Below are 12,952 nucleotides of genomic sequence, written 5' to 3'. Positions count from 1 at the left end.
GAGCGCGGCATCCCGGCCAACAACAAGGTGCGCAAGATGCTGGCCGAGGAAGCCGCTGGCACCGACAAGCTCGCCCTCGAGTTCACCGACACCATTGCCGATTCGCTGGGCGACGCCCCTGAAATCACCCCGAATGGCGCCTCGGACATCCAGAATGTGCTCACCCGCTACATGCAGGACGTGGTATTCGGCAAGATCAGCTCCGCTGACGCCGCCAAGGACATGATCGCCAAGGTGCAGACGGAAATCGACAACGCCGCCTGATTGCTTCCGGCCATGCCCGTCCTCGTCAACAAACGGCAATTCCGTCGTGAAGTTGCGCGGGAACGGGCAATATTATTTTCAGGCAATCCGGCAACCAGAGGAGTTTGACGAAGAATGACTGCTGCAAGCACGCTGTTCGACGGGGTCAAGGCCGCTCCCGTCATCGTTGATGGAGCGTACGGCAATGGCCGTTTTGCAAGCCGTACCTATAGGCAAGTGATGCGCGCGGTCACCGATCTGCGCCAGGATGTGGCGATGATCACCGGCGTCGTCGACTACCGTGCAGTGCAGCGCGAGTTCGTCGACTCCACCGGGGATCGTGTACGCCGCCTGGCCGCAGCGTCCCGGGGTGCGCGCGGCGCCGCGGTGCCGGATCTCGTCATGGCGGACGGCGTCCAGTCTCTGAACGGCGTGGGCGGTGCCGACGGACTGCCGTTCGCCGTGATCGTGGGCGTGCTGGGCGAAAGCCGGCTGATCGATGCGGTGATAGAAACCGGTCGTTTTGACGAGGCCGAGGATATCGAAGGCAACTGGGAGGCATACGCCGTCAAACTGGTGGACGATCCGTTTCCCGGTTTGGGCGTCGCCCGCGCGCTCGTGATCGCCGGATCCGACGCCCGCGGCGCGATCTACGGCATCTACTCCGTCAGCGCCAAGCTCGGCGTCTCACCGTGGTATTGGTATGCCGACGCGCCGGTGCGCGTGCTGGACGAGGGCGAACCGATCAATGCGGACGCGTTGTTCGGCGCGCCGGTGATCGATGAGGGCCCGGATGTGAAATACCGCGGCATCTTCATCAACGACGAGGAACGCACCATCGAATGGTGCAACCGCAAGTTCCCGGCGTCTCCGTCCGCGCATTCCGCGCCGAACGTGGATTTCTACCGTCATGTGTTCGAATTGATGCTGCGCCTCAAGCTCAACGCCATCTGGCCGGCCATGCATCCCGGCACCGCCGCGTTCAACGAGGCGATCGCCCCCGACGGCACGCCGATCAACGCCGACGAGGCCAACAACTACGGCGTGGTCGTCTCCGCGTCGCATTGCGAGATGCTGCTGCGCAACAACGTGGGCGAGTGGAAGCCGTGGTTCGAAGAGCACCGGAACGACTATGACTGGAAGGGCGACGACGCGGTGGCCGCCTTCGACTACACGCGCCACAAGGACGCCATCCTCGACTACTGGAAGGGCGCGCTGGAGCGCAACAGGAACTACGAGAACATCTACCCGCTGGGCATTCGCGGCATTCACGATGGCGCCTACCGTTGCGCCGACCTGAGCGAGACCTTCGGCACCGAAGTGGCCATGATGGCCGACGTGATCCGAGAGCAGCGCCGCCTGATCGCCGAGGTGTTCGGCGCCGAGGATGCGGTCGCCCAGGTGTTCGTGCCCTACAAGGAAATCGGCGAACTCTACAACCACGGGCTCAAACGGTACGTGCCCGACGACGTGATCCTGATGTGGGCCGAGGACAATTACGGCTATCTGCGTCAGATCCCCGCCCCTGAGGAGCGTGCGCGCAGCGGCGGCTCCGGCGTGTACTACCACATTTCGTACTGGGGGTATCCGAAGAGCTGGCTGTGGCTCAATTCGATCCAGTACTCGCTGATGGTCGAGGAACTGCGCCGCGCGTATTTCACCGGCGCCAGCGGATTCTGGATTCTCAACGTGGGTGACATCACCCCGGGGGCGCTGGGGTTGGAGCTCTATGCCAAGATCGCCTGGCGTGCCGAGTCGATCGATGCCGCCGGTCTGCCGGCCGCCTATGCCGACCATATGCGCCGCGATGTGCATGTCGACGCCGACACTGCGGACGAACTGGCGGGTGTGATCGATGACTATTCCAAGCTCTGTGGCACCAAGCGCGCCGAGTTCTTTGGCGTGGCCAATCCCGTCTCCACTGATTCCGTGGGGTTCAACCGCGAATGGGAGTATCCGTTCTCCCCGGTGTCCAATGGCGACGAGGCGCTGCGATTGGTCGAGCGCTGCGATGCGCTGGCGGCTGCGGTGAATCGCATCGGCGACGGACTGGCCGGTCCACAGCGCGATGCGCTCTACCTTGAGCTCGGGCATCATGTGAATTCCTATGCCGCCGTGGCACGTGAATACGCGTATTTCTGGAAGTATCGGCTGGCCCGCGCGCAGGGGCGCGCCAACTCGGCCGCCGCCTACCGCAGACTGTCTTTGGCGGCTGCCGCGCAGCTTGACGTGCTGCAGCGGCGCTTCTGGGCCATCAACGACGGCAAGTGGGATCATGCCATCGGCTATGGTCACCCGGTTTCCGGCGATCCCTACAACAGCAACGAGGGCATTCTGGTGCTGGACGAGTCCAAATTCGCCCCCGTCGCCGCTCTGGACGACGATGCGCCCGCGGCGTTGCGGCTCGGTGCCAGTCTGGAGGGTAGTTGGACCGCCGGCGTGGGCGTGCTGCGTTTCGATGCGGCTGCGCCGGCCGCGCGGCATTACTTCGACGTGTTCAATCGTGGCGGGCGACCCGTCGCCTGGAGGGCCGTCGCCAATTCGTGGATCAACCTTTCCTGCGCGGGCGGCGAGGTCGCTGCCGAAACGCGCGTGCTGGTGTCGGTGGATGTTGGCCAGCTGGCGCAAACCGTCGCCCCGATCACTGGCTCGATTCAGATCCTGACCGAAGGTAATGTGACGGTTGCGGATTTCACCGTGTCGGTCGATCCGCGTGCCGTGGAATTCGACGGACCCTCATTCGTGGAGTCCTCCGGTCTGGTCGTCATCGACGCCCCGCATGTCAGCGCGTTGCGTGACGGCAGGGACGGTGCGTTCTGGGCGCCGGTGGATTCGCTGGGTTCTCGCGTGGGTGCGCTCAAGGCGTTCCCAGATTCCGCCGATCGTGTGGCACCGGCCGATTTCGCCGACTCCGCGCAGGCCGTCTATCATGTCCGCTTCAATTCCTCGGGCAGGTTCCATGGCGTGTTCTGGCGCATTCCCACGCTGAACGAGGGGCCGGGTTGCGATGACTACATCAGGAACGGCGACTATGACTACGAGGAGGAACCGCCATTCACCTGTCGCACTGCCATCGGAGTGGACGGCCAAGTGCCTGCGTGGGCGCAGCTGGAAGGCGAATATCGTTGGCGTGGTCCGCGTTGGGCATCGAATATCATGCGCATGGTTGAGCCGATCGATTTCGAGATCGATGTGCCGAGTCCCGGATGGCATGATCTGGTGGTATATCGTTCCGACGCGTCGGTTACCTACGCCGCCATTACGATCGAGACGATTCCGGGTGCCTTGGGCGACGGTTTGACCGGTCCGGCCGAGTCGCCGAACAATATTGCAGGCGAGGCTGGGTCGTATGCGGTGGCTCCCGCAGCGTTGCCTGCCGAACTGTGATCTGTCGAGCTGTGAGCTTGAGCTGTGCTGGCTGAATATAGTTCGCATCATTGAGATCTGCTTCGGCCTAGTGTCGCGTCGCGAGTCTGCCAAATTTGGCCGATCTTGCGATTAAGGATCCTGAAATCAAGTCTCAGTGGCAGATTCTGCCAAATTTGGCAGAATCGCGGCACTTGATTATGTTGCCAGAATCGTAGCGTCTTATTATGCGCAATCCGTCCGCATGTCGAGTGCGCGATGGCGGTCGGCGCATATGACGATCGCTACAATGATGGCGGATACGCGAGTTCGGACGCGGCGGAGGAAGAGGTGCTCATGACCGGCGAACAGACCAGCAAAAGCGAGGTGGCGTACCGGTTCCTGCGGCGTCGCATTGTGTTTTGCGAGGCGCGTCCGGGGGATATGGTGGATGAGAAGGCCGTCGCCGCAGATTTGGGATTCAGCCGCACGCCAGTGCACGAGGCCATCGCCCGCTTGGCCGACGAGGGCCTGCTCAGGGTGTTTCCCCGCAAGGGGATTGCGGTGGCGCGGATTTCTCTGGCCGGTATGAATGAGATGCTTGACGCAAGGCTGGTGATCGAACCCGCTTGCATTCGTCTGGCGCTGCGTCATGCCGCGCTGGACCGCGCGACGCTGATGATGTTCCGTGACGAGATGAACCGACGGGTGTCCGGTGGCGGCGAGCAGGCCGATACGATCGAGGATGATTTTGACTTTCGATTCCATATGTCGTTTGCGCAGACTTCGGGCAACCGGTATTTCATCGACCTGATGACGAGGCTGATGGCGCAGAGCCAGCGCATCCGGTTCTTCTCGGCCTTGGCGCCCGAACGCATTGTGATGTCGTACCGGGAGCATATCGCCATTATCGACGCTCTGCTTGCCGACGATGCGGATGCGGCGTGCGAGGCGGTTCGGCTGCATTTGGAGAACACCCGCGAGGGGTATCTCAGGATAGCCGCCATGCGCCAGGATTTCTTCACTGCCTGAGTCCGCGCATATTTCGGTGCGCAATGTTGCGGACCGTAGTGGAGGCAATTGATGGCAACGGCCTACCGGTAGTGCTCCCAGCCCGGTATTCTCTGATATATCAACTGATATATCAGAGATGTGGCGGAGCGCACCGCGGCGATGCACGCCACTGAGCAGAGGAACGGAGGAGCATTCCAATGACGACAACAACCGATTCGCCGACACGGAACGACGGGGCGAAGAGCAACGCCGGTGTGGAGGGCAAGGATGGCGCGAAGGGCAACAACGGCACGGTCCTGAACCCGTTTGCCCTGGAAACGCCGGAATCCGCGGAGGATCGTCACCGCTACGATCCCGCCGCATTGCGAGAACTCATCGCCAACATTATGGTCGCCTGGGGGTATGCGCGAGAAGAGGGCTACACCGTGGCGGACGCCCTCGGATTCGCCGATCTGCACGGCATAGACTCGCACGGACTGCAGCGTTTCCAGCTCTATGCCTCGCAGATGGGCAACAAAATCGATCCGAGCGCCCAGGCCGAAGTGGTGCTCGACACCCCGGTTTCGCGCATCATCGACGGACATCGTCGCATGGGACAGCTCAACGGCGTCGACGCCATGAACGCCTGCATCGAAAAGGCGAAAGCTACCGGCATCGGCATGGCCTCCGTGCGCCGATCCTGCCATTACGGCGCCGCCGGCTACTACGCCAATATGGCCGCCGAGCAAGGTCTGATCGGCATTTCCATGACGAATACCGAGCCCATCGTACTGCCGCTGTACGCGCGGCAAATCTGGCTGGGCACCAATCCGATCGCCGTGGCCATTCCGGCCGATCCGCACCCCTTCTTCTTCGACGCCTCCACCTCGGTGGTCGCCTATGGCAAGGTGGAACTGTATTCCAAGCAGGGCAAGGAACTGCCGGCCACGTGGGTGGTGGACCCGGAGAATCAGCCGCTGCGCGATTCGTCCGATGCGCTGGCGCGACTGCTGCGTTACAACAACGAGGCCGGCATTGTGCCGGTGGGTGGCAACACCGAGTACACCGGCGGACACAAGGGCTACGGCTTCTCGATACTGGTGGAGTTCTTCACCGCAATCGTCTCCGGCGGCGCCACCACCGACAGCACGGCCAAAGGCGATCCGGTGAACGGCATCTGCCACGCGTTCATGGCCGTCGACCCGAAGATCTACGGCGATCCGGAGGATATCAGGAAGCGGTTCTCGGCATATCTCGACGAGGTGCGCGCGCTGCCGGCCGTGCCCGGTCGCAAGGTGCTGGTCCATGGTGATAAGGAGGCCGCCGCCTACGCTGACCGCCGGAAGAACGGCGTGCCGCTGTACCACAAGACGGTGTCCGAGCTCAAGGCCATCGCCGACGGGCTTGGCGTGAGCTACGACGGCATCCTGGATTAGGCTTGCCGCCAGGTGGCGCACCGGGCCGTCGAAACCTCGTCCCCGCAGTTTTTGCGGGTTTGCCGCCATTGCCGACGCTGTTCCCGTCGTTTCAGCCGTTCCCGCTGTGGGGCTATGATGCAAGGTACGCAAGAGCTGCAGGGAGATGTTCAATGACGACATATCGCATCAACGGCGACTATACGCCGGAACGTGGCTTCGGCCTGATCACCGGTGCCGTGCGTGCGGCGGGCGCGGTGCCGCAGGGCGCTGAGCTGAACGCCGGTTTCGAGCCGGCCGCCTGGTACAGGGAGCATGACGAATTCCGATACGGGCAGACCAGCGGATTCCTGCCGCTGCTGGTTCACATCGACGTGCCGGCGCAAGGCAATTACCACGTGAATCTGACCATTGCGAACGATGGATACGATGCCCGCTATGGCGACGTATCCGACGCCGGTCTGGACGAACGCGGCGTGCTGGTCTTCGACTACAACCGCCAGCTGGCGTTTCGCGGCGCGTTTCCCTCCGTCGATCCGCACGCCATGTTGACCGTGTCGGCGATGGTGCCGGTGTCGGATTTTGTGGCCCGCCCGTTCGCCGATGTGCAGCCTGTGCGCGCGGTGATGCTCGCCGTGGTCGCCACCCACGCCCGTATCGTATCCGTGACGGTGGAACCGGCCGATTCGCGCGTGCCCACGGTGTGGATCGCCGGCGATTCCACGGTGACGAACGAAGGCGTCCAATATCCCTACGCGCCGTCCGACACCTATTGCGGTTGGGGGGCTGCGCTGTCCGCATATCTCGACGACCGCATCGCCGTCTGCAACCATGCGAGGTCCGGCCTGACGTCGGTGAGTTTCCGCGAGGGGCATCACTACGATCCGGTGCGTTCGAACTGGAGACCAGGCGACTATCTGCTGCTGCAATTCGGTCACAATGACCAGAAGCAGCCCGAGCTTGACGCGCGCGGCGGCTATTGGCGCGAACTTGACCGCTACATCGCCGAGGCTCGGCAGTCCGGCGTGCACCCGGTGCTGGTCACGTCGCTGGCGCGCAATACTTGGAACGCCGATGGCGGCTACAACGACCTGCTGCGCGACTGGGCGCAGGCCGTGACCGACTTGGGTGAGCGGCGGCATGTGCCTGTGCTTGACCTGCATGCGCTGAGTATGGCCATGCTGAAGAAGGCTGGCGACAAGCCGTCGCAACCGCTGTTCCATGCCGGTGACCGCACGCATCTGCACGATGTCGGCGCTTATGCGGTGGCGGGACTCGTAGCCGGTGAGATCCGGCGGGTGCTGGGCGGTTGGACTGGCCAGGATGACGTGGAAACCGAGGCGTATCGGGCGTTGTCCGGGCATCTAACCGGCGGATTCGGCGAGTGGCCGCTGCCGCCGCGTGCAATGGGCGGGGACCGTCCGCAGCTGGTGGTCGACCAGTATCTCAATCCGCTGTACCTCAAATACACGGCCGAGCCGTATATCGACGGCGATATTTCGCCGTTCCGCAAGGTGATGCTGCTGATCCCCATTTCGAAGGCCGGCGGGGGAGAGGATCGGCGGGCGGCGGACGAACCGTCCGGGCCCGGTCAGTCGGCCGCCGTCGCCCGTCGCCCGCTTGATGTGGCGCTGTATGTTGGTCCGGCCATCGACCCCGAGCCGGTGGTGAAGGCGCGGCCCGAACTCGCCGAGGCGCTTGCCGCCGGACATGCCGTGGCGTTGATCGCGTATACGAAGGAGGAGGCGCCCCGGCAGGACCCGGAGACTCCGACCATTCCCCCGTCCGCACTTGCCTATTTGTCGGCCAACGCCGGGCGCTATGGCATTGACCCCGCCCCGGTTTCGGTGACCCTGCTCGGCGATGCCGAGGAACTGAAAGATCGGGATGCCGTGAACTAGCCTGCCGATTTTCTTGGCCGTTTGTGTGCCGGGATTGCATAACGGCGAAATTCCGGCATTGCTCCCCGCGTGTCGCGAATTTGCGTTTGCTGAATTTTCGTGGCACAATAGCCAAGTTGCCGTTCAAGGCCTTGGTCGAGTGCGGCAATGGCGGATTTCCCAAGCGGTCAAAGGGAGCTGACTGTAAATCAGCCGCTTCGTGCTTCAGTGGTTCGAATCCACTATCCGCCACGCCCCGATAGCTCAGTGGTAGAGCACTTCCTTGGTAAGGAAGAGGTCGTGAGTCCAATTCTCACTCGGGGCTCTCCATGGCGGGGTAGCTCAGCTGGCTAGAGCGTGCGACTCATAATCGCAAGGTCAAGAGTTCGAGTCTCTTCCTCGCTACAAAGGCCGAGGTTTGCCTCGGTGACCAACGAACACATGAGGTGACTAGAGATGGCAAGCAAGAGCGCCGATATTCGCCCGGGCATCACCCTGGCGTGCACTGAGTGCAAGGAGCGTAACTACATCACGACCAAGAACCGTCGTAACACTCCTGACCGCCTTGAGCTCAAGAAGTTCTGCCCTCGTTGCGGCAAGCAGACCGTTCACCGCGAGACTCGCTGAGTGAACGCTGCGAAAGCGGCGATAGATTTTCAGACCCGGCCACTGGCCGGGTTTTTATTTTTCCGCTGTGTCGGAGGAGCGGGCGCGTCGTTAATCTCGCCAATCCCGTCAATCGCACGGCTGTGCCGCGCCGTAATCCGTCCTCTCTGTGTCGGCGCCATACGCTGAGACTTGGCGAGCCTGATTGATTACCGTTCGCCTGGTCATTGCTGCTAGCTAAGGGTTTGTCTCAATGTGAAAGAGTCTATTTTCGATTCTTTCACATTTTGCCGGCTTGGGGGAGCCCATATGCCGGCGATATGGCGATGTAAATCGTTGGACCTTTTGCTTGCGAGAGGACGAATGTGAAAGAATCGAAAATGGACTCTTTAGACCCTTTCGTCATTCCGGTTTTGGTCCGCATGGGCTGTCGGCGCGCGCCGCGGCACGGCTTGTGTGTGACACACAGGCTGCTTGGATCTTTGGAATGCAGGGAAATCATGCGGTAGGGTGGGCCGCATGACTTCCTTTGCAGACATCACCACCATTGGCGTGGGCGGTCGCATCGCCCGTTTTGTTGAGCCCGATTCTCGTGTGGGAGTGATTGAGGCCGTTGAGGATGCCGATGAGCGCGGCCTGCCGCTATATGTGATTGGAGGCGGCTCGAACACGCTTGCCGCGGATGATGACTTCAGGGGACTTGTGGTGCGCGATACCCGCAAGCTCATCACCGTGCCCGACGAGGCTGCGCCGGTGGAGGGCGGCGATCGTCTGGTACATGTGAACGCCGAAGCCGGCGTCAACTGGGATGATCTGGTGGAATTCTGCGTGCGCATTGGCCTGGAGGGCGTTGAGGGGTTGTCCGGCATTCCCGGAACGGTGGGTGCGTCGGTGGTGCAGAATATCGGCGCGTACGGCCAGGAGGTCGGCGATGTCGTTAAGTCCGTGGAGGTGTGGGACCGCCAGGAGAAGAAGACTCTTGAGCTGACCGGCGGCGAGATGGAATTTGGCTATCGCACCTCAGTGCTCAAGCGCAGCATGTATGCCGCGCCCGCCGTGCCGTCGGACCGGTTTTTCCCCACGCCGCGCTATGTGGTGCTGTCGGTTACGCTGGCGTTGCGGCACAGCGCGACCGGTGTGGTCGGATTCGGGCAGCTCGCCAAGGCGCTGGACGTTGCGGTGGGGGACCGCTTGGAAACCGAGGCTATTCGCGATGCCGTGCTGCGCGTGCGCGCCGCCAAGGGCATGTTGGAGGACCCGAACCGTTATGCTTCGGCCGGCATGGCCGGTATGAAGCGTGAGGCCAATATCGCCGCCGCCATGGCCGCGCTGCGCGATGCGAATGGCAGCTCGGCGGAGGATTTTGACCGTCATAGCTGCGGCAGCTTCTTTATGAATCCGATGCTTCCCGTCGGCTCGCCGGCGCTGTCCGGTCTGCCCGGGGATGCGCCCCGATTCGAGGTCGCCCTGTCCGATGGCAGGCCCGGCATGAAGACGTCGGCCGCCTGGCTGATCGACCATGCCGGCTTCCCGAAAGGCTTCGCCATTGACGGGCGGTCCGCTGCCGACGCACCCGCGTCGCTGTCCACTCGTCACACGCTGGCCCTGACGAATCGAGGGGACGCCACGGCGGCTGACGTGGCTGCGCTGGCCACGGCGATTCAGAACGGAGTGGAGGCTGCATTCGGTATTCGTCTCGTTCCCGAGCCGGTGGTTATCGGTTTGGATCTGCGGTAGCGTGTCCTTCCGTGCTGCAACGACTGGCAACCGGTTGCCGGTCTGCGGGGATGGGGCCTTAGCCTTGGAGCACCAGACGAAAGGAACAATACAGTCATGGAAAAGCTCAATGCCAAGGTAGCCATCGAGCGGGGGCTCGTCACGGCCGACGCCGCCGACCGTCCGATCAAGCTCATCCAGTTCGGCGAGGGGAACTTCCTGCGTGCATTCGTGGACTGGATCGTCCAACAGCTCAACGACAACGGCCTGTTCAACGGCAACGTTGCGATCGTGCAGCCGCTGCCCTTCGGACGTGTCAAGGATCTTGACCGGCAGGATGACCTGTACACCGTGATTCTCGAGGGATTGAAGGACGGCAGTGAGGTGCAGTCCCGCGAACTCATCGACTCGGTGGGCAAAACCGTCGACCCGTACGAGGATTTTGAGGCGTATCTTGCGCTCGCGGACGATCCTAACACCCAGATCATCGTTTCCAATACCACCGAGGCGGGCATTGCGCTCTCCGATGAGGACGACCCCGCCGCCACCCCGTCCAAAAGCTACCCGGGCAAGCTCGCCCAGTTGCTCAAGCGCCGCTTCGATAAAGGGCTGCCGGGCTTCCTCATCGTGCCGTGCGAGCTGATCGCCGACAACGGCGTGGCCCTTGAGAAGTGCCTGGTTGCAACGGCCGAAAAGTTCGGCTATGGCGAGGACTTCGTCACATGGCTGAAGAACGAGAACACCTTCGTCTCCACGCTGGTGGACCGCATTGTGCCGGGCTATCCGCGCGACAATGCCGAGGTCCTGTGGGACGAGCTCGGCTACGAGGATAACAACATGGTGAAGGCCGAGCCCTTCCTGCTGTGGGCCGTCGCCGGCACCAGGGAAGCCCAGGCCAAGGTCAATGAGCTGCTGCCCGCCAGAAAGCTGGGCATCGATTTGGTGACCGCCGACGCCGTGCAGCCGTACCGTGAGCGTAAGGTCTACTTGCTCAACGGGCCCCACACCACCATGGCCCAGGTTGCTCGCCTCGCCGGCTTCACCACCGTGGGCGAAGTGATGAACGACCCGACCATGCGCTCTTTCATCGAAAAGGAGATGCACGAGGACATCATTCCGGTGCTGACGTTGCCGGCTGAGGAGCTCAACGCCTTCGCCTCCGCCGTGTGCGAACGCTATGCCAACCCCTTTGTCAAGCATGCACTGGACGCCATTGGCCTGAATTCCGTGTCGAAGTTCACGGCCCGCCTGCTGCCGAATGTGTATGCCAACGTGAAGGCCGGCAACGGTCTGCCCAGGCGCATCGTGCTGGCGCTGGCGGCGCTGCTTGCCACGTATGGCGGTCTGGCCAAGGTCGAGGTGAACGTCAACGATTCCGACGACGTGGTGGCGAAGTTCAAGGCCGCCGCGGCCGACCGCCCCTCCTTTGTTTCCGTCATTCTGGCCGACGCCTCGCTGTGGGGCGCGGATCTGACCGAGATCGATGGCCTGGTTGATCTGGTTGCGGCCGATATCCGTCAGATTGAGAACGGCGGCATCCAGCCGCTGATCGACGAGCTCGCCTGATTCGCGGCTTGCCCGCGCTTCGATGCCGGGCGCTCCCGGGCAAAGCCGTCCGTACAATGGGCGGTATGAGTGGAATGGCAAGTGCCTGCGACGGAGGAATCAACGGGGTGGCCGATGGCGGCAATCCGAACGATTCGGACAATCCCAATGATCTCGATGGCGATCTCGACGGTTTCGCCGATGCCGGGAACTCTGGCGCGCGCGGCAGGGTGACCATTCGCGATGTGGCCAGACTCGCCGGCGTGTCGCCGTCCACCGTGTCCCGCGCCTTCGCCAGGCCCGACCGTGTGAGCGCCGCCACGACCAGGCGTATTTTCGCCGCCGCGGACCAGCTGGGCTATCATGCCGCACCGGTGGAAACCGTGCCGAGTCGTGGCCGGCGCGGGCTGATCGCCATCATCGTGCCCGACATCGCCAACGAGTTCTTCTCCGATATCATCCGCGGCGTGGAGCGCGAATGCTCGAATCATGGTCTGGCGCTGATCGTGTCGGAGTCGCGTGAGAACGCGTCGCTGGAGCGCGCGGCCTTCGATAAGGTGATGAATTACGCGGACGGGGTGATCCTGACCTCGTCCCGTATGCCCGATTCCATGATTCGCAAATGCGCCCAGTCTCGTCCGGTGGTGGTGGTGAACCGCGCGGTGCGCGGTGTGCCCAGCGTATTGATCGATAACGAGCCCGGCGTTCGACAGGCCATTGAATGCCTGCACGCCAACGGCGTGGGCGGCGTCACCTATCTCGACGGTCCGGCTTCCTCATGGTCCGTGGGCGTGCGCTGGAACACCATCGCGGCGGCCTGCAAAGCCCGTGGCATGGAAGTGCGCAGGCTGTGGCCCGGCTCTCCCACATTCGAAGGCGGTTTTGCCTTTGCCGACAAGTTCATGCAGCATCCCACCCATGCGGTTATCGCGCATAACGATCTGATGGCCATTGGCTTCATGGCCGCGATGCGACGGTTTGGTCTGGAGGCGCCGAAAGATTATCAGATCATTGGCTTTGACGACGATATCGTGGCCCGTGTGAGCGAACCGACGCTGACTTCGATCCGCGTGTCGCTGCCGATTCTGGCTGCGCGGGCGTCTCGCCTGCTGTTCGCCCGCCTTGACGGCCGGCGCCCGGAATCCGAGATCTTCCGCATTCCCTCCGCTCTTGTGCTGCGCGGCAGCACCGTACGCTAGGTGCTGTCCC

Annotated in this window: 9 protein-coding genes and 3 tRNA genes (1 of these 12 cut by a window edge); all 12 read left to right on the top strand. The window is 62.7% G+C overall.

Annotation, left to right across the window (positions count from 1 at the left end):
- Window positions 1-264, top strand: the 3' end of a protein-coding gene (locus B2994_RS02305) for an ABC transporter substrate-binding protein (protein WP_291526785.1). Its footprint begins 1,062 nt before the window's first position; only the last 264 of its 1,326 coding nucleotides appear in the window; its start codon lies beyond the left edge, outside the window; the stop codon is at window positions 262-264.
- Between the two features lie 114 nt (window positions 265-378).
- Window positions 379-3,630 (top strand): glycosyl hydrolase 115 family protein, encoded by a 3,252-nt coding sequence (locus B2994_RS02300; protein WP_291526784.1) that lies wholly within the window; start codon window positions 379-381, stop codon window positions 3,628-3,630.
- Between the two features lie 237 nt (window positions 3,631-3,867).
- On the top strand, window positions 3,868-4,620 hold the full coding sequence (locus B2994_RS02295) for a GntR family transcriptional regulator (protein WP_291526783.1): 753 nt from the start codon (window positions 3,868-3,870) through the stop codon (window positions 4,618-4,620).
- 179 nt (window positions 4,621-4,799) lie between these two features.
- Entirely contained in the window at window positions 4,800-6,017 is a 1,218-nt protein-coding gene (locus B2994_RS02290; RefSeq protein WP_291526782.1) for an Ldh family oxidoreductase, read from the top strand.
- A 152-nt stretch (window positions 6,018-6,169) separates the two neighbouring features.
- Window positions 6,170-7,897 carry a rhamnogalacturonan acetylesterase gene (locus B2994_RS02285; protein ID WP_291526781.1) on the top strand — a complete coding sequence of 576 codons (1,728 nt, stop codon included), beginning with the start codon at window positions 6,170-6,172 and terminating at the stop codon, window positions 7,895-7,897.
- A 149-nt stretch (window positions 7,898-8,046) separates the two neighbouring features.
- Window positions 8,047-8,128 (top strand) — tRNA-Tyr (locus B2994_RS02280).
- 1 nt (window position 8,129) lies between these two features.
- Window positions 8,130-8,201 (top strand) — tRNA-Thr (locus B2994_RS02275).
- Between the two features lie 6 nt (window positions 8,202-8,207).
- Window positions 8,208-8,281, top strand: a tRNA-Met gene (locus B2994_RS02270).
- 51 nt (window positions 8,282-8,332) lie between these two features.
- Window positions 8,333-8,503, top strand: coding sequence for a 50S ribosomal protein L33 (rpmG, locus tag B2994_RS02265; RefSeq protein ID WP_003814458.1), 171 nt, complete (start codon window positions 8,333-8,335; stop codon window positions 8,501-8,503).
- A gap of 498 nt (window positions 8,504-9,001) precedes the next feature.
- A complete protein-coding gene (locus B2994_RS02260) occupies window positions 9,002-10,219 on the top strand; it encodes an FAD-binding protein (RefSeq protein WP_291526780.1) in 1,218 nt (405 codons plus the stop codon).
- 96 nt (window positions 10,220-10,315) lie between these two features.
- On the top strand, window positions 10,316-11,764 hold the full coding sequence (locus tag B2994_RS02255) for a tagaturonate reductase (RefSeq protein ID WP_291526779.1): 1,449 nt from the start codon (window positions 10,316-10,318) through the stop codon (window positions 11,762-11,764).
- Window positions 11,765-11,829: 65 nt separating this feature from the next.
- Window positions 11,830-12,942, top strand: coding sequence for a LacI family DNA-binding transcriptional regulator (locus B2994_RS02250; RefSeq protein WP_291526778.1), 1,113 nt, complete (start codon window positions 11,830-11,832; stop codon window positions 12,940-12,942).
- Window positions 12,943-12,952: the final 10 nt, after the last annotated feature.

It is taken from the genome of Bifidobacterium sp. UBA744, assembly GCA_002298605.1.
Classification (GTDB): domain Bacteria; phylum Actinomycetota; class Actinomycetes; order Actinomycetales; family Bifidobacteriaceae; genus Bifidobacterium.
This window is presented reverse-complemented; position numbering and strand designations above follow the sequence as displayed.